This window comes from Nonomuraea sp. AD125B, from assembly GCF_041402765.1.
Classification (GTDB): Bacteria; Actinomycetota; Actinomycetes; order Streptosporangiales; family Streptosporangiaceae; genus Nonomuraea; species Nonomuraea bangladeshensis.
On the sequence record NZ_JBGLOU010000012.1, the window covers coordinates 276,905 to 294,653 of the forward strand.

Consider the following 17,749-nt stretch of genomic DNA (forward strand, 5'->3'; position numbering starts at 1 on the left):
CTTCACCAGCCCATCTGGGAGATCTTGTCCTTGAACAGGGTGGTCGCGATCGACGCCTTGTGCGGCTGGCCCTTCATGAACGCCTCGGCGAACTTCTTCGCCTGCTCGTACGTCACCTTGCCCGGCATCGGCGGCTCGTTCGGGTTGACGTCGGCGTCGACCAGCGCCGGCCCGTCGTGCGCGAGCGCCTCCCCCACCGCCTCGGCGAGGTCACGGGGGTCGCTCACCTTGCGGCCGTAGCCGCCGCAGGAGCGGGCCCAGGCGGAGAAGTCGGCGGCGGGCTCGGCGAAGCGCACGCCGTGCTCGGGGTAGCCGAGCACCATCTGCTCCCAGAGGATCTGGCCCAGCGCGTTGTTGTTGTTGACGATCACCTTGATCGGCAGCCGGTGCTGGGCGGCGGTCAGGAACTCGGCCATCAGCATCGCGAAGCCGCCGTCCCCGACGAACGCGATCACCTGCCGGCCGGGGAAGGCGTGCTGCATGGCGATCGCGTACGGCAGGCCCGGCGCCATGGTGGCGAGGTTGCCCGACAGGTAGAAGCCGCGCTCGCCGCGGATGGTCCAGTGCCGGGCCGCCCAGGTGGCGATGGTGCCCGAGTCGCAGGTGAGGATCGCGTCGTCGGTGGCGGCCTCGTCCACGCAGGCCATCAGGTACTGAGGGGCGATCGGATCGCGGTCGGGCGTGCGCAGGGCGGCCATGTCGGCGCGCCAGCGGTCCATCGCCTTGGCGTACTTGGCCAGGTGCCCGCGGTCGCCGTTGCGCTCCAGCAGCGGCAGGAGCGCGGCGAGGCCCTGTTTGGCGTCGCCGATCATCGGCACCTCGGTCGGCATGCGCACGCCCGCCCTGATCGGGTCGGCCTCCAGTTGCACCACGCGGGCCTGGCCGGGCTCCGGCAGGTGCTTGGTGTAGGGGAAGTTGGTGCCGATCATGAACAGCGTGTCGCAGTCCTCGACGAGCTCCTCGCCCGGCCGGGTGCCGAGCAGGCCGATGCCGCCCACGGCGAAGGGCGAGTCGTCGGGGATGACGGCCTTGCCGGGCAGCGTCTTGATCACCGGCGCGCCGAGCACGTCGGCCACCGCCAGCACCTCGCGCCGGGCGTGCAGCGCGCCCGCGCCGGCCAGGATCGCCGGCCGCGCGGCGGCGTTCAGCACCGACGCCGCCGCCTCCAGGTCCTCCTGCCGGGGGACGCCGGGAGCGCTCAGGTAGATCGGCGCGGTGGCCGGCGGGCGGGCCGGCGCGACGCCGGGGTAGGGATCCTCGTGGGCGTCGGCGACCTGGACGTCGTTGGGGATGGTCAGGTGGGCCACTCCGCGCCGGGCGTAGGCGGCCCTGATCGCGAGGTCGACGACGCCGGGCAGCTGCGCGGGGTTGTCGATCAGGAGGTTGTACTCGGTGACGTCCTCGTACAGCCGGTCCAGGTGGACCTCCTGCTGGTAGCCGGTGCCGAGCACGCTCGTCTCCTGCATGCCGGTGATGGCGAGGACCGGCTGGTGGTCCAGCTTGGCGTCGTACAGGCCGTTGAGCAGGTGGATGCCGCCCGGCCCCGAGGTGGCCAGGCACACCCCGATCCGACCGGTGGCCTTGGCGTGCGCGGTGGCCATGAAGGCCGCCGCCTCCTCGTGGTGCACCAGCAGGAAACGGACGCGGTCACGGTGGCGGCGAAGGCCCTCCATGATGCCGTTGATCCCGTCGCCCGGCAGGCCGAACACGGTGTCCACACCCCAGGCGACCAGCCGTTCTATGAGCGATTCTGCGACGATACGGGTCATGCCCGGCGTCCTGCCCGGCCTGCTGGAGCGGAATGCTGACGAATGCGGAAAGTGTTCGTCAGTCCGGGGCCAGCGCGGCGGCGGTGTTGATGACGGACACGTGGCTGTACGCCTGCGGGAAGTTGCCGGCCTGCCGGCGGAGGGTGGTGTCGTACTCCTCCGAGAGCAGCCCGACGTCGTTGCGCAGGCCGAGCAGCCGGTCGAACAGCTCGCGCGCCTCGCGGCGCCGGCCCAGCATCGCCAGCGCGTCGGCCAGCCAGAACGAGCAGGCGAGGAAGGTGCCCTCGCGGCCGGGCAGCCCGTCCACGCCCTCCTGCTGGGGCCGGTAGCGCAGCACGAAGCCGTCCTCCATCAGCTCGCGCCTGATCGCGTCCACGGTCCCCGCCACGCGCGGGTCGTGCACGGGCAGGAAACCGAGGCGCGGGATGAGCAGCAGCGCGGCGTCCAGCCCGGTCGAGCCGTAGTACTGGGTGAAGGTGTTGCGGTCGGCGTCGTAGCCGCGCGCGCACACCTCGTCGTGGATCTCCGCGCGCAGCGCCCGCCACCGGTCCACCGGCCCGCCCAGCCCGTACGTCTCCACCGCCCGCACCATCCGGTCGGCGGCCACCCAGGTGAGGATCTTGGAGTGGGTGAACTGCCGGCGCGGGCCGCGCGTCTCCCACACCCCGTTGTCGGGCCGCCGCCAGGCCCCTTCGAGATAGTCCATGATGCTCCGCTGCAGGTCCCACGCCTCCTCCTCCACCGCGAGCCCCGACCGCCTGGCGAGGTGCAGGCATTCGAGGGTCTCGCCGTAGACGTCGAGCTGGAACTGGCCGGAGGCGGCGTTGCCGACGACGACCGGGGACGAGCCGTCGAAGCCGGGCAGCCAGTCCACGGTCCACTCGGGGATGCGCCTGGCCCCCTCGACGGTGTACATGATCTGCATGTCGGCGGGGTGACCGGCGACGGCCCGGAGCAGCCAGTCCCGCCAGGCGCGGGCCTCGGCGTCGTAACCGGCCGACATGAGCGCCTGGAGGGTGAACGTGGCGTCGCGCAGCCAGCAGTAGCGGTAGTCCCAGTTGCGCGAGCCGCCGAACTGCTCGGGCAGGGAGGTGGTCGCGGCGGCGACGATCCCGCCGGTCGGCTCGTACGTGAGCGCCTTCAGCACCAGCAGGCTGTCGCGCACGGCGGAGTCGTCGTCGCTCCGGTGGTGGCACCGGCCGATCCAGTCGCGCCACATGCGCACGGTCGCGTCCAGGGACTCCCGCGCGTCGATGGCGTGCGGGCGCGGCAGCCACGAGTGCTGCCAGGTCAGCACGAACGGCACCCGATCGCCCGGACCCACCATGAACTCCGCCGTGGTACGCCGGCTGTCCTCGTTCTGGCGCAGCGGGACGGGGGCGCGCAGCCAGGCGGCGTCGGGCCCGGCCACGGCGGCCAGGAGGCCGTGATCGTGGCGCAGCCAGGGCTCGTCGCGCCCGTAGTCGAAGCGCAGCGCCAGCTCCATGCTCATCTCGACCCGGCCGCGTACGCCCTCGACGATGCGGACCACGTCGGGCGCCTGGCCGCGCGGCGGCATGAAGTCCAGGATCCGCACCGCGCCGCCGTCACGCTCCCACGTGCTCTCCAGGACCAGCGTGCCGTCCAGGTAACGGCGGGAGGAGCAGGGCCCCGCTCCGGCCGGGGCCAGCAGCCACCGGCCCGCGCCGGGATCGGCGAGCAGGGCGGCGAAGCAGGCGGGAGAGTCGAAGCGCGGCAGGCACAGCCAGTCCACGGAGCCGTCCCTGCCGACCAGCGCGGCGGTCTGCATGTCCCCGATGAGGGCGTAGTCCTCGATCCTCCGCATCTCCCCGTCACCTCCGGCTTCACGCTGTGCGGTACGGCTGAGCGGCGTCGGCGCGCAGCGTCAGGCCGTGGCCCGGCCCCCCGGTTACCGGGGCGGCCAGCCCGCCGCTGGGGTCGGCGGCCCCGTCGAACAGCTCGGCCTCGATGCGCTGGTGATCGTGGAACCACTCGATGTGCCGCAGGTTCGGGGTGGCGGCGGCGGCCGGCAGGTGCAGGTTGGGCGCGCAGTGCGCGGAGACCTCCAGGTTGTGCCCGGCCGCGATCGCGCAGGCGGCGAACCAGCCGGTGTAGCCGCCGCAGCGGGTCGCGTCCGCCTGGAGGCAGTCCACCGCCTCCGCCTGGCACATCCGGGTGAAGTAGGCCGGGTCGCCGCCGTACTCGCCCGCGGCCACGTCGGCGCTGATCCGCTGCCTGACCAGCCGCAGGCCGGCCAGGTCGTCGGAGGAGACCGGCTCCTCGAACCAGCGCACGTCGTGCTCGCGCATCCGCTCGGCCTGCCGGACGGCCTGCTTGGCGGTGTAGCCGCCGTTGGCGTCCACGTACAGCTCGGCGTCGTCGCCGATGACCCGCCGGGCCAGCGCGACCCGGCGCAGGTCCCTGGCGGGTCTGGTGCCGGACGACTCCCCTATCTTGATCTTGACGCGGCCGATGCCCAGGTCGTGCACCCAGTGGGTGAGCTGGGCGGCGGTCGTGTCGTCGTCGTAGGTGGTGAAGCCGCCCGACCCGTACAGCGGGACCCGTTCGCGGGCCGGCCCGAACAGCCCGGCCAGCGACGTCCCCAGCAGCCGCGCCTTCAGATCCCACAGGGCGACGTCGAGGGCGGAGACGGCGTACCCGGCGAGGCCGGGCCGCCCGGCGTTGCGCACCTGGCGGACCAGGGCGTCCCAGATCGCCGGGATCGCCAGGGCGTCCCTGCCCTCGACCACCTTCGCCAGCGCCTCGCCGATGAACCGGGCCGCGGCGGCGGGCGCGTACGTCCAGCCCGTCCCCGTCATGCCCTCGGCGTGGACCTCGGCGACGACCAACGTCGTGGCGTCCCAGGCGAGCGTCCCGTCCCCTTCGGGCCGGTCGGTCGGCACCCGGTAGGCCGCGGCGGTCACCTGCTCGATCCTGCTCATGTGACGGGCTTCTACCCCGTCCGACCTCGGCAAACGAGGTCAGAAGATGGCGTCGAAGGCACCCCAGTTGTTGCCGATCGCGTCACCCGTTCCCGCCTTGAACCCGCCGCTGCCGTTGCCGAGGTAGAGGTGCAGATCCTTCGTGGCGGAGTTACGGACGATCACATCCGCCTTACCGTCACCACTGAAGTCACCGGGCGAGAAGATGGTGTCGAACGCTCCCCAGTTGTTACCGATGGCTGCGCCTGTCCCCGCCTTGAAGCCGCCGCTGCCGTTGCCGAGGTAGAGGTGAAGGTCCTTCGTGCTGGAGTGGCGGGCGATGACATCGGCCTTACCGTCGCCGTTGAAGTCGCCCGGCGAGAAGATGGTGTCGAACGCTCCCCAGTTGTTACCGATGGCTGCGCCTGTCCCCGCCTTGAAGCCCCCGCTCCCGTTGCCCAGGTAGAGGTGCAGATCCTTCGTGGCGGAGTTGCGGGCGATGACATCCGCCTTACCGTCGCCGCTGAAGTCACCCGGCGAGAAGATGACGTCGAAGGCGCCCCAGTTGTTACCGATCGCGTCACCCGTCCCCGCCTTGAACCCACCGCTCCCGTTGCCCAGGTAGAGGTGCAGATCCTTCGTGGCGGAGTTGCGGGCGATGACATCCGCCTTACCGTCACCGCTGAAGTCACCCGGCGAGAAGATGACGTCGAACGCACCCCAGTTGTTACCGATCGCATCACCCGTCCCCGCCTTGAACCCACCGCTCCCGTTCCCGAGATACAGATGCAGGTCCTTCGTGGCCGCGTTGCGGGCGATCACGTCCGCCTTGCCGTCGCCGCTGAAGTCGGGCTTCGAGAGCGCGTCCACGATGATCTGGGCGTCGGCGGCCTGGACCTGGTAGCGGTCCGGGTAGGCGGACACCTGGACCGCCTGGCACACCTCGCCGACGGGAGCCGTCTTCCAGCTGTCGCCGGGGTAGAGCCTGATCATCTTGTCGAGGAAGGCGTTGGTGGCCCACGTCGGGTTGAGGCGCTGGGCGCTCGTCCCCCAGGAGGCGCGCTGCTGGAACAGGCCAAGGCTGTCGTGGTCGACCTCCTCGCTGATGTTCTGGATGCTGGACTCCACGATGGTCGTGGCGATGGCGATCACCGCGGCTCGGGGGGCCAGGCCGCGGTCACGTACGGCCTTGATCACCATCCGGGCGCAGGAGACCCGGTAGGCGGACATGTAGCCGCGCATCTTGGCGTTGAGTGTGCTGTTGAGCTGGGTGGCCAGAGCCGCGTCGGCCGAGGTCGTGCCGTTGGGGTCGCAGGCGGCGAGCTGGTAGGCGGCGTTGAGGCGCACGGCCGGCTCGGGTTCGGCCGCCATCGCCGGGTACGCCGATAAGCCGAGAACGGTGATGACGGCCGCGGCCGTCATGCCGAGAGGGGTTTTGCGCATGACAGTCCTCCAAGGGAAGTGGGGTTCGGGTCAGAAGATGGTGTCGAAGGCGCCCCAGTTGTTGCCGATCGCGTCACCGGTCCCCGCCTTGAACCCGCCGCTGCCGTTGCCCAGGTAGAGGTGCAGATCCTTCGTGGCGGAGTTACGGACGATCACGTCCGCCTTACCGTCGCCGCTGAAGTCACCCGGCGAGAAGATGGTGTCGAACGCGCCCCAGTTGTTACCGATCGCATCACCGGTCCCCGCCTTGAACCCACCACTCCCGTTCCCGAGGTAGAGGTGCAGGTCCTTCGTCGTGGAGTTACGGACGATCACGTCCGCCTTACCGTCGCCGCTGAAGTCACCCGGCGAGAAGATGGTGTCGAAGGCGCCCCAGTTGTTACCGATCGCGTCACCGGTCCCCGCCTTGAAGCCGCCGCTGCCGTTGCCGAGGTAGAGGTGCAGGTCCTTGGTGGCGGAGTTGCGGGCGATGACATCGGCCTTCCCGTCACCGTTGAAATCGCCCGGCGAGAAGATGACGTCGAACGCACCCCAGTTGTTACCGATCGCATCACCCGTCCCCGCCTTGAACCCACCGCTCCCGTTCCCGAGGTAGAGGTGCAGGTCCTTCGTCGTGGAGTTACGGGCGATGACATCGGCCTTCCCGTCACCGTTGAAATCGCCCGGCGAGAAGATGACGTCGAAGGCGCCCCAGTTGTTACCGATCGCGTCACCCGTCCCCGCCTTGAACCCACCGCTCCCGTTCCCGAGGTAGAGGTGCAGGTCCTTCGTCGTGGAGTTGCGGGCGATGACATCGGCCTTCCCGTCACCGCTGAAGTCGGTCGCCGAGGACCCCTGGCCGCAGTTGTTGCTGGTGACGTTGCGCCAGGTCTGGCCGTTGGCCGAGCCGTAGGTGACGCCGTTGAAGGTCGGCCTGACCCGTTCCGAGCCCGCGTACCCCCAGGTCGCCGACCCGCTGCCGTCGGCGTCGTACCCCAGCTCGAAGTGCAGGTGGGGATGTCCGTTGCTGGTCGGGCCGGTCGCGCCGACCCGGCCGATCGACGATCCCATCTGCACCTTCGCGCCGACCGAGACGCTGCGCGACTGCAGGTGCAGGTACGTGGTGAAGTAGCCGCCGCCGTGGTCGATCTGGATCACGTTCCCGGCGTTGCTGTGGTAGAAGGACTGGTTCACCGTGCCGGCGGCCGGCGCGACGAGGAGTGCGCCGTCGGTCCCCTGCTGGTCGGGTTCCCGCACCATGTCGAGCGCGGGAGCGTGCGCCCAGGTGTCCAGCCGCCACTGCTGGCCGCAGGGGAAGGGGAGCTGGAGGTTGGGGGCGGCCATCGCCGGGGTCGCCGCGGCGACCAGGCCGAAGGCGGCGATGAGCGAGGTGGTGACGGCAGCCCTCATGGGCGTGTTTCTGAACATGGCATTCCTCCTGGCGCGGATCGGACGCTCCTCATCGAATCCCGCGACAGGGAAGCGGACCAGGACGTTCGACCTGACGTTCGTCCTGACGCCCGCCTCAGGTGGTCGGCGCGGCGCCTTCCTGCGTGCCGAGCCGGCGGGCGAGCTCGGCCGCGGCGGGCGCTTCCAGCGCCTGGTAGATCTGGTACGCCTGCATGAGCAGCTCCCGCGCGGCGGGATCGCCCTGCTGCTCGCCGGCGTCCGCGAGGGCCACGAGCGTGCGCGCCTGGAGAGCGGGGACCTGCTCGTCGACCCAATACCGCAGGGACCGGCGGAGGCGCGCGGTGGCTTCAGGGTTGCCCTGGCGGGCCTCGATCTCGCCCAGGCTCAGCTCGGTGAGCGCCAGCCCCCAGCGGTGTCCCTGTTCGCGGAACAGCGCGGCGGCGGCGGTCAGCGCCTGTTGCACCTCCTCCAGCCGGTGCGGCTCGTGCGCCAGCGCCTCGCCCAGCACGCGCAGGCTCTGCGCGGTGCCGATGAGGTCGCCGACCTGCTCGAAGATCGCGGCGGCCTCGCGGGCCGCCGCCTGCGCCTGCCGGGGCCGGTCGCAGGCCCGGAGCGCGCCGGAGAGGCCCCGCAGCGCGTACGCCTCGGTGAACCGCGCGCCGCACGAGCGGGCGATGCTGAGCGCGGAGGTGATGACGTCGACCGCTTCGGCCGTGTCGCCCCGTTCGCGCAGCACGAATCCGAGGCTCGTGAGCGCGAGGGCCCTGGCGAGCGGCAGGTCGGCCTGTCCCAGCCGTTCTGCGGCCGTACGCAGCTCGGCCTCCGCCTCCTGGACCCGGCCGATGAGGCTCAGCATGAAGCCGATCTCCTTGCCGGCCAGGGCGACGCCGGCCAGGTCGCCGATCTCTTCCGCGAGCGTCCGCGCGGCGTTCAGCGCCGACATGGCGGCCTTCGGATCGTCGAGCTCGATGAGGCAGCTGCCGAGCCCGCGCAGCATCGTCGCCTCGCCCGCGCGGTCGCCGGCGCGCCGGCAGGCGGACTGCGCCGCGCTCACGGCCCGCCGCCAGTCGTCGTAGTAGCCCCGCAGCTCGTAGAAGTCGGCGCTGCAACCGGCCAGGCAGCGCGCGGTCGCGGCGAGACCCGCCTCCGCGCAGGCCGACACCAGCACGGCCAGCGCCTCCCGCTCGGCCTCGAACCACTCGACGGGCCGGTCGGCGACGGCGGCGGCGGCCCGCTGGTCGGTGAGGGCCGCCGGATGGTCCCTGTCGTCGAGGTGGAAGCGCAGGCAGTCGAGGTGGTCCTGCGCGTGCCTGGCCAGGGCCAGCCAGCCGGTGGCGGCGCGGGCCAGCGCGGCGGTCCACTCTGATTGGGGAATTGCGGCTTCGCGCCGCTCGCGGGCGTACAGACGGGTGATGTCGTGGAAGCGGTAGCGCGGCTGGCCGGCCCGGTCGGAGCCGAGCGCCTCCAGCAGCCGCGCGTCGAGCAGCTCTTCGAGCACGGCGGTTCCCGCGGCGGGATCGACGCCCAGCAGGGCGGCCACCGCCCATTCGGGGAAGGACGGCACCCCCAGCTCGCCGAGCAGCGCGAACGCCCGGGCGGCCGTGGGGGTGAGCCCTTCGTGGGCGAGGTGCAGCCCCGGGCGTACGGCCAGGTCGCCGTGGCGCAGCTCGTTGAGCCGCCTGCGTTCGTCGGCCAGTCGCTCGTTGAGCGCCTCGACGCTCCAGTGCGGACGCGCGGCCAGCCGTGCCCCGGCGATCCGTACGGCCAGGGGCAGCCCGCCGCACGCCGAGACCAGCTCGACGGCCGCCGCGTGCTCCGCCCGTACGCGTTCTTCGCCGGCGACCTGGGAGAGCAGCCGGACGGCCGTCGGACCGGACAGCGGCCGCAGGTCGATGGAGGTCACGCCGGGCAGGCCGGTCAGGGGTAATCGGCTGGTGACCATCATCGCGACGCCCTTGGCCGGCAGGAGCTGCTCCACCTGGCGGTACCCGCCGGCGTCGTCGACGACGAGGAGCACCCGCTGGACGGCCAGCCGGTCCCGGAACAGCGCGGCGCGCGCGTCCACGCCCACGGGCAGGGCCGAGCCGTCCACGCCGAGCGCCCGCAGCCACTGGGCCAGCACCTCGGCGGGGTCCACGGGGTCGGCGGTGCCGCCGCGCAGCGCCGCGTAGAGCTGCCCGTCGGGGAACCACGACGCGAACCGGTGCCCCGCGTGCACGGCCAGGGCCGTCTTGCCGACGCCGGGCGGCCCGGAGAGCACCGCCAGCCTCGCGTTGTGGTTGCCCGGGTCGAGGACCGAGGCCAGGAGGGCGAGCTCGTCGTCGCGGCCGACGAAGTCGGGGGCGTCCGCGGGGAGCTGCCTGCACGTCGAGCCGGCGTCGGGGACGCTCTCGCCCGCGGGGTCGCGGTCCGTCCGGCCGGCGCGGCTCGCCCAGAACAGCGTGTGACCGGCCGCGATGAACTCCTCCCGCTCCTCGCCGTCCAGGTCCAGCGCCGTGGCCAGCTGCTCCAGCGAGCGGGGGCGCGGGCTGCGGCCGCGGCCCCGTTCGAGTTCGGCGACCGAGCGGGAGCTGATGCCCGCACGCTCGGCGAGCGCTTCTTGGGTGAGCCGGCGGCGGAGCCGGTGGGATCGAAGCAGCACGCCGAACGCGTCCCCCACGTCTTGCGCCTCCCGTGTTGGCGTCTGTGAGGGTCCACACCATATGTCGTGATCAACGTCCGGCTCAATGTCCGCTCCAACGTCGGGGTGAACGTCATGGTGCGGTGATCGCGGGTCGGCTTTGCTGAGGACGGCCGGGCCGGGCAGGGCGTCCGGCCGGACAGAAGGAGGGTCCCTGTGAAGGGAAGCATCGTGGCGGCGCTCGCCGCCGGGGTCGTGCTGTGCGGCCTGCAGGCGCCGGCCCGCGCGGACACGCCCACGCTCTTCGGCGCCTCCGTCCATCAGTCGCCGGGGCAGACGTTCGCGGCGGCGCTGGCGGGCACCGACGCCGCGTACGGCACTCCCCCGGCGCTGCGGGTCTTCTACTCCGGCGCCCCGGGGGCGTGGACCGACGCCAAGCTCAACACTCCGGGCCGGGCGACCATCGTGTCGTTCAAGTACCCGCCGAAGGACGTGCTGGCGGGCAAGCACGACGCGTATCTGCGCGCGTGGTTCGCGAGCGCGCCGCGCGACCGGGACGTCTTCTGGTGCTTCTACCACGAACCCGAGAACGAGATCCAGGACGGGCTGTTCACCGCGGCGGACTACAAGGCGGCGTGGAGACGCATCGACGGCCTCGCCGACGAGGCGCGCAACGCCCGGCTGTCCGCCACCACGATCCTCATGGACTGGACGCTCAGCCCGAGCAGCGGCCGGCGCTGGCAGGACTACTACCCCGGCTCCTCGTACGTCGACGTCATGGCCTGGGACGTGTACGGCTTCGACGAGGCGAAGTCCGAGACGATGGCCGCGCACGACGCGAGCCGTCCGGGCCTGGAGGTCGCCCGGTCGCAGGGCAAGCCGTACGCCGTCGCGGAGCTCGGCGTGCGGGACCACGCCAATCGTCCGGCGATGCTCAGGGACATCGCGAAGTGGATGCGGAACACGGCCGACGCCCGCTTCGTCACGTACTTCGACGCGTACGGCTGGCCGGAGTACGCCCTGAACGGCGACGACGCGAGCGTCCAGGCGTGGCGCGGCGCGGTGACCGGCACGCTGTTCGCCGGCACTCCGGCGCTGACCACGTCCGCCGGTCCGGCGGCGCCGACCTCGACCTCCATCGAGTGGACGACCCTGGTGGACCCCGCCCAGAAGAGCGGGTGGGTGTCATGCGCGTCGTGGACTCCCGCGACCGGCGGCAATTTCTCCGAGGGACCGCGCCGCCACGTCACCGGCAATCCCGAGACGGTCACGTGCACGAGAGGGAACCTCCTGCCGAACACGGCCTACCGGGCCCGGCTCAAGTGGTGGGACGCCGAGACCGGCGGAACGCTGCTCCACGCCGGCAACACCGTCGACCAGACGACCGCCCCGGCCTGACCGGCAGGGGGATCGCCGCCGCTCCTCAGAGCGGGCAGACGACGTCCGGCAGGCCCGCCGGGAGGCCGCGGCGCTCGTCCTCGCTGAGGTCGCGGCCGATGACGGCACACAGGTGGGATTTCCACAGCTCGGGATCGAGCCGGATCAGGCTCACGACCTGGTTGTCGCTCCTCAGCAGCGTCCTGCCGTCGTCGGTCGAGGCGAGGAACTGCTGCTTGGCGGCGAAGGTGTAGGTGGTCATCTCGACGGTGTCGGAGTCGAGCACGCGCATGAACCGCACAGACGGCCCATAAGCCAGGAAAAAACCTGGATTGCCGGACTCGTCCTCTTCGAGGATTCCCAGCGAGGATCCGTTGACATCCAGGGGTCCGAGCGGGCCCAGGATCCTGCGCGTTCGCTCGCGGTCCCGCACCGACCACAGCTCGATCATGCCGCCGGGGGTCAGCACCATGGCGTAACGGCCGCCGCGCTCGACCGCCGCCGTGACGATGGGGGTGCCCAGATTGATCCGCAGGGCCGGGTCCTCGGTCCGCCCGGCCAGGTCGACGGCGCGGAGAGTGTGCCTGGCCACGTCCGTGACCTGCACGTATCCGAGCCGGCTGTGCCGCTGCACGTGGAACTCCCCGAGGCCGGGAAACAGGTCGCGGAGGTCGAGCGGGTCGGAGAGCCGGCGGCCGTCGCGGGCGTTCCAGTGCTCGATCACAGTGCCGGAGACCGTCACCAGGTCGTCGTCCCCGCGCTCGTTCCTGATGAAGAAGAAGCGCACCCGGTCCCTGCTCCCGTCCTTGAGCAGCGGAGGAGGGCGGGTCGTGACCCGGGTCACCACGCGCAGGCCCGGCAGGCCGTAGACCGTGATCCTGTTGTGGTCGTCCACCTCGGCCACGTCGGCCGCCAGAGTCTGGGCGCGGTTGACCGCCAGGATCAGGTTCGGGTCGCTGGGGGCGGGCGGGATGGGGGTCTCGGCGAGTGTTCTCTCCTCGCCTTCGGTCTCCATGACGATCAGCCGGTCCGCGGCCTCCCCACCGTCCTTTCCGACGCGGACCAGCATCGCGCGCCCCCGGTCGATCAGCACCGGCGGGCTGAACGACCCGAGCCCGGAGTCGGCGGCCAGCCGCCAGCCCGTCACGCCGGCCTCCGCGCGATGCACCACCACCGGATGGGCGGCCGCGTCCAGGAGCGGACCGAGCTTGCCCGTGTAAGCGGGGAGGTCAGGGCCGAGGAAGCGGCGCGGCGGCGTCCCTTGCCTGGTGCCGAGGAGCGTCCACTTGCCGGTGCCCTCGTGGAGCGCGACGTTCTCCCCCGTCCGGTCGACAACGGGCCGCCTGCACCAGTTCAAGCTGCCCGGAGGTGTGTAGCGGGTCAGCTCCCGGCCGTCGGACACCCTGATCGCCCGGTAGACGGCCGTTCCCCCCTCGGAGGGCTTCCGGCACACCACGAGGACGTTGCCGTCGGCCGACACCTCGGCCTCCAGCGCGCCGCCCGCCGGCACGTCACGGCGGTCCTCCAGCTCCCTCACGGCGCCGGTGCGCAGGTCGAGCGAGACCAGAGGGCGCGCTTCGTCCTTCGGCGCGCCCACCAGCGTGCTCTCGTCCGCGCCGAACCACACCTGGAGCAGGCGGGGAAACCGCCCCGGTAGGTCCTGGAGCCGCTCGGCGGCGAGGTTCCACACGCGCAGCTGCCCGTCGAACGTCACCGTGGCGATCCGCTCGGCGCCCGGCGAGAAGGCGACGATGTTGTAGCTGCCGCTCTGCCCGCCCAGGGTGAACTTCCGCAGGGCCGCGCCGGGCAGCGAGTGCGCGGGGCCCACGACGATCTCGGACGCGGTGTGCCGGACGTCGTGCCAGATCATCTCGCCGCTCCCGTCCGGCATGTACGCGATGCGCCGCCCGTCCCTGCTGACCAGTGGGAAGGTCGGGTTGCCCGGGACGGCGAGATGCCTGCGCAGCACCCGGCCGCCGGCCTGGCGGACCGACAGGACCGCGCGGCCGCGCCGGGTCGAGGCGAGGGTCACCGTGGCGTCGGCGCTCATCGTGGCGTTCAGTATCGGCCCCTGGAAGCCCGTCACCGTCCAGGCGGCCTGCCTGAGCTGGTCATAGCGCTGGAGCAGGGCGTTCCTGGCCTCCTGCGTCGGCGAGAGCTCGTACGCGGCAACGGCCGCCAGGGCCGCCAGCCCCGGGTCGTCCTCGACCATCTCCTTCGTGAAGCCGGCCAGCATCTGTGACTTGTTGTCGTCCGCCTGCTTGGCGCTGACCCCCAGCTGGTTGACGAGGGAGGTGGCGAGGACCACGAACGTCGCGGCCACCAGGGCCAGCGCCGCCCGCCCCGCCCGCCTGCGCCGCCGCAGCGTCCGGCTCCGCTCCCGGGCCTGGGCCAGGAACTCCCGTTGCTCTCCGGTCAGGTCGTCCTCGCGCTCGCCCAGCCAGTGGCCGGCCAGCAGGGACTCCGCGACCGGCAGCAGCGCCGGCGACCGCCCGCCGTGCTGCCAGCGCCGCAGCTCGTGGGCCAGCTCCGCCTGCCCGGCCAGGAACTTCCTGTCCGTCTCCACCTGCTCGCGCAGCGCCGGCCACGCGGTGATCAGCGCCTCGTGCGCGAGCTCCGCGCTCTCACTCTCGCCCTCGCCGCCGCGCAGCACCAGCAGCCGCCGCCCGGCGAACGCCTGCGCGAGCTCCCACTGCCGGTCGTCCACCTCGTCCCTGGTGAGCCTGCGGCGCAGCAGGGTCTGGCTGCCGGGCAGCATCCGCACCAGTTTGGTCAGCAGCAGCCGCGCCGCCTCCTCCTTGTCCGGATCGCGGGCGATCAGGTCGCGCCAGGCACGCTCGGCGTGGTCCTCCAGCGCGCCCGACACACCCCCCATCCGCTTGTAGGCCGCGTACCGCAGGTAGCCGCCGTCCTGCTGGTCCCATAGCTGGCGCAGGACGAAGTTCAGCAGCGGGAGGACGCCGGGCTCCTCGCCGGCGTCGTCCAGGATGCGCCGGACCAGCCCCTGCTCGTACGCCACGGCCGGCAACCGCTCGACGGGTCTGGTGATCACCTCTTCGAGCTGACCGGCGGACATGGGAGCGAGCGGCATCGTCGTGCCGCCGAGCAGCGCGGGGCCCAGCCGAGGGTGCCGCATGACGGCGTCCACCAGGTCGGAGCGCAGCGTGACCAGGATGCGCACGCCGCCGATCGGACCGCCCGGCGGGAACAGCAGGGCGGTGAGCTCGTCGAGCTCGGCCGGGGTGCGGTTGAGCAGCGCCTCGGCCTGGTCGAGGACGACGACCGTGCCGCCGGGGGCGCCGCCGCGGATTCGGTGAAGGGTGTCCGCGAGCCCCCGGCCGGTGAGCCACTCGTCGATCACACTGGCGCTGTCCACGCGGGCGGGGCCGTACCGGCCGGACCGGACGGCCTCGTACAAGGAGGTCGCCAGCGCGAAGCGTACAGAGGAGACGCCGCCGGCGTTGAACACGAACGCCTCGTCCCCGTCCGCGCGGATCCTCGGCACCACCCCGGCGCGGGCCAGCGAGGACTTGCCGCAGCCCGAGGGGCCGTAGACGGTGACGGTGCGGGCGGCGGAAAGGGCCGTGACGACGGCCTCGACGTCCTCCTCCCGTCCGAAGAAGACGCCGGCGTCGCTCTCCTCGTACGACTCCAGACCGCGGAAGGGCGAGGGCGGGCGGAGCACGGGGCCGAGTACGGGGATCTCGCGCACTATGGTCCTGGTGTGCATCGCGTACGCCCGCTGCACGTCACCGACCGGCTGCGCGGCCACCAGCAGGCCGATCACGGCGTTCAGCCCGTCGTGCCAGACGGGGGCGCCGCTGAAGCCGGGCGTGACGTACACGGCCTGCCCGTCGGCTCTCGACAGCTCCAACCAGCCCTCACCGGTCGGGCCGCTGAGCCTGCCCGCGAACCAGGTGCCGCCCGGCGCGTGCCGGGGGAATCCCACCGCGAGCACGTCGCCGCCCCGCACCCGTCCTGGATCGGCCATGGGGAGCGGGCGGACGTCGACGATCGGCTCCGGCAGTCGCAGGACGGCGAGGTCACCGGTGCGCTCGGGGGCCCTGATCGGCACCCAGTGCTCGACCAGGGCAGGCCACGCCGGGCGCCCGCCACCGTCGATCGGAGGCTCGGACAGCGCGAACTCCACCGTGACCGCCGTCCCCTCGGCCACGGGCTCCTCGCGGGGCCGCTCCAGCGCGTCCGACACCACATGGGCGCAGGTCAGCACGAGGTCGGCGGTGATGAGAAAGCCCGCGCCCCCCGTCGTGCCGCGCGGCCCCCTGACCTGGACGACCGCCCCGGCCATCGCTTCGTAAGGGTTGCCGGACCACGTCCGCGTGGTGTCCGCCACCGAGTCCTCCTGCCGGCTCAGTCCTCGCCGGGCCGCTCGCCTCGTCTCCACGTCAAGCTCACCGAGAAGTTGGCCTCGGTCGCCGTGCTCGCGATGACGACATCCGCCTCGGCCGAGAGCGAGACCCCGAACTCCAGCACCATCTCGTCCGGCGCGTGGGCGAGCCCCTGGAAGCGCGTGACGAAGCTCTCCGCGACGGGGCGGACGGTCTCCAGCATGCGCCCGAGCGAGCGTTCCGCCCGGACGACGGTGTTGGCGGCTCTGCCCACTCGTACGAGGGTTTCGTCCACTTCGCGAATCTGGACCCGGACGAACTCGCCGTCACCCACCGGAACTTCCACCGTGCGCACAGAACGATCACTCATCGATGTCCCCTCCGTCACGGCCAGTGATCGGCTCCCGGATGCCGACACGATAGAACAGATCCGGCACGTCCGGCCGGGCAATCTGCCGATCCGGCAGGAATCAGCGCTTGGCGCTCCGCCGTCCCAGGACGAACACGATCGTGCCGATCGAGGCGAACACCACGCCCAGCCCGCCGGTGATCACCGGGGCCAGGTAGGCCGACCAGAACGTGGAGATCCGCGCGTCGGACGGGTCGTCGGGGTCGTAGGCGACGGGCACGCCCTCGCCTTGCCTGTAGGCCGGCGGGTTGTTGCCGGTGGAGCTCTGGAACGAGTACCGCCTGCCGTCGACGGTGAACTCCACGGTCGGGTACCACGTGGTGCTGCGGCGCGTGTAGCCGTCGGAATCCCGTGACGTGGTGGTCCGCGGGGTCAGCCCGGTCACGGTGCCCTCCGTCCGCTGGGCCGAGGCCAGGAAGCTCGCCGTGGAGGCGGCCAGTGCGAGGGTGACGCCGAGCAGGATCAGGCCGACCAGGGCGAAGATCGCGCCGATGAGGGTGAGGGGCCGTCCGTTGTGCATGGGACGAGTGTCCCAACACGTACGGTCAGGCGTGGGAGCGGGCGGCGGCGGCGACGCGCTGGATGGCGCGGACGGCGAGGTCGGGCTGGTCGAGGTAGATGTAGTGCGCGCTCTTCGCGGCCGTGCTCAGCTTGGCGCGCTTGGACAGGGCGAGCCACTTGCGCTGGCCGGCGGACCACGCCCGCTCCAGGCGGAGGCCGTACTGGGGGACGGCGGCCGCGAGGTACTGCTTGCCGTGCTGGACGACCTCCACGGGGATGTTCCCGGCGGAACGCACCTTGCCGTCGGCGATGACCAGCTTCTCCGGGTTTGCGCCCTGGAAGACGGCGAGGTTCTGCGCGCGCAGCTCGGCCGCCTGGCCCTTCGCGGACGCCGGGATGGCCTTCTTGACGTCGGCGAGCATCGTCGGCGACGTGGCGTCCAGCAGCACCACGCCCTTGACCCGGTCGCGGTGCTCGGGGGCGTACCTGGCGGCGATCAGGCCGCCGAGCGAGTGCCCGGCGAGCACCACCGGCCGGTCGCCGGCGACCCGGTCGAGCACCCCGGTGAGGGTCTTGCCGACGGCGGCGAAGTCCTGCTGCCCGGCGGGGGCGTCGCTCGCGCCGGCGCCAAGCCGGTCGTAGGAGCAGACCCGGTTCTTGCCGCTCAGGGTCTTCTGGAGCGGAGCCAGCTTGTCCAGCCCGTCGCCCAGCCCGGCCAGCAGGACGATGACCGGCGCGCCCTTCGCCGAGCGGCCCGAGCAGGACACGTTCACCGACCGGCCGCCGACCTTGATCTTCTGCGGGCCCGAGGAGGCGGCGAAGGGGTCCCAGTTCTCCAGGGAGGTGTTCGCCAGCGGGTCCCATTCGGCGGCCGGGGCGGCCGACGCGGCCGGGGCGCCGGCGATCCCCACACCGACGACGGTGCAGCACAGGGCGGCCACGGCGGTTGCCTTGAACGTGCGGAGCATGCT

At 72.1% G+C, this 17,749-nt stretch carries 11 protein-coding genes; 1 reads left to right on the forward strand and 10 read right to left on the reverse strand.

From position 1 onward, the window contains the following. Nucleotides 1-2: 2 nt before the first annotated feature. The 6 genes from ACBR40_RS30535 to ACBR40_RS30560 all read right to left on the reverse strand — a co-directional run bounded on the left by ACBR40_RS30535 (nucleotide 3) and on the right by ACBR40_RS30560 (nucleotide 10,181). Nucleotides 3-1,769: a thiamine pyrophosphate-dependent enzyme gene (locus ACBR40_RS30535; protein ID WP_371250980.1), complete on the reverse strand. Its 1,767-nt coding sequence runs from the start codon at nucleotides 1,767-1,769 to the stop codon at nucleotides 3-5. 58 nt (nucleotides 1,770-1,827) lie between these two features. Further along, the gene (locus ACBR40_RS30540; protein WP_371250981.1) at nucleotides 1,828-3,594 is read right to left on the reverse strand and encodes a glycoside hydrolase family 15 protein; all 1,767 of its coding nucleotides are present in this window, start codon (nucleotides 3,592-3,594) and stop codon (nucleotides 1,828-1,830) included. A gap of 19 nt (nucleotides 3,595-3,613) precedes the next feature. Beyond that, nucleotides 3,614-4,711: an enolase C-terminal domain-like protein gene (locus ACBR40_RS30545; RefSeq protein WP_371250982.1), complete on the reverse strand. Its 1,098-nt coding sequence runs from the start codon at nucleotides 4,709-4,711 to the stop codon at nucleotides 3,614-3,616. A 39-nt stretch (nucleotides 4,712-4,750) separates the two neighbouring features. Then, the gene (locus tag ACBR40_RS30550) at nucleotides 4,751-6,133 is read right to left on the reverse strand and encodes an FG-GAP repeat domain-containing protein (RefSeq protein ID WP_371250983.1); all 1,383 of its coding nucleotides are present in this window, start codon (nucleotides 6,131-6,133) and stop codon (nucleotides 4,751-4,753) included. Nucleotides 6,134-6,163: 30 nt separating this feature from the next. Continuing rightward, a complete protein-coding gene (locus ACBR40_RS30555; protein ID WP_371250984.1) occupies nucleotides 6,164-7,540 on the reverse strand; it encodes a VCBS repeat domain-containing M23 family metallopeptidase in 1,377 nt (458 codons plus the stop codon). A 97-nt stretch (nucleotides 7,541-7,637) separates the two neighbouring features. Next, nucleotides 7,638-10,181, reverse strand: a complete 2,544-nt coding sequence (locus ACBR40_RS30560) for a helix-turn-helix domain-containing protein (protein WP_371250985.1) — start codon at nucleotides 10,179-10,181, stop codon at nucleotides 7,638-7,640. A gap of 177 nt (nucleotides 10,182-10,358) precedes the next feature. Between ACBR40_RS30560 and ACBR40_RS30565 the strand changes: the two genes are divergently transcribed. Beyond that, nucleotides 10,359-11,540, forward strand: a complete 1,182-nt coding sequence (locus ACBR40_RS30565) for a hypothetical protein (protein WP_344208721.1) — start codon at nucleotides 10,359-10,361, stop codon at nucleotides 11,538-11,540. Nucleotides 11,541-11,565: 25 nt separating this feature from the next. Here the strand turns inward: ACBR40_RS30565 and ACBR40_RS30570 are convergent, their stop codons facing one another. The 4 genes from ACBR40_RS30570 to ACBR40_RS30585 all read right to left on the reverse strand — a co-directional run bounded on the left by ACBR40_RS30570 (nucleotide 11,566) and on the right by ACBR40_RS30585 (nucleotide 17,746). Further along, on the reverse strand, nucleotides 11,566-15,873 hold the full coding sequence (locus ACBR40_RS30570; RefSeq protein WP_371250986.1) for a trypsin-like peptidase domain-containing protein: 4,308 nt from the start codon (nucleotides 15,871-15,873) through the stop codon (nucleotides 11,566-11,568). 17 nt (nucleotides 15,874-15,890) lie between these two features. Further along, nucleotides 15,891-16,238, reverse strand: coding sequence for a CU044_2847 family protein (locus ACBR40_RS30575; RefSeq protein WP_344208725.1), 348 nt, complete (start codon nucleotides 16,236-16,238; stop codon nucleotides 15,891-15,893). A gap of 100 nt (nucleotides 16,239-16,338) precedes the next feature. Continuing rightward, nucleotides 16,339-16,797 carry a DUF3592 domain-containing protein gene (locus tag ACBR40_RS30580; RefSeq protein ID WP_344208727.1) on the reverse strand — a complete coding sequence of 153 codons (459 nt, stop codon included), beginning with the start codon at nucleotides 16,795-16,797 and terminating at the stop codon, nucleotides 16,339-16,341. Nucleotides 16,798-16,822: 25 nt separating this feature from the next. After that, nucleotides 16,823-17,746, reverse strand: a complete 924-nt coding sequence (locus ACBR40_RS30585; RefSeq protein ID WP_371250987.1) for an alpha/beta fold hydrolase — start codon at nucleotides 17,744-17,746, stop codon at nucleotides 16,823-16,825. Nucleotides 17,747-17,749: the final 3 nt, after the last annotated feature.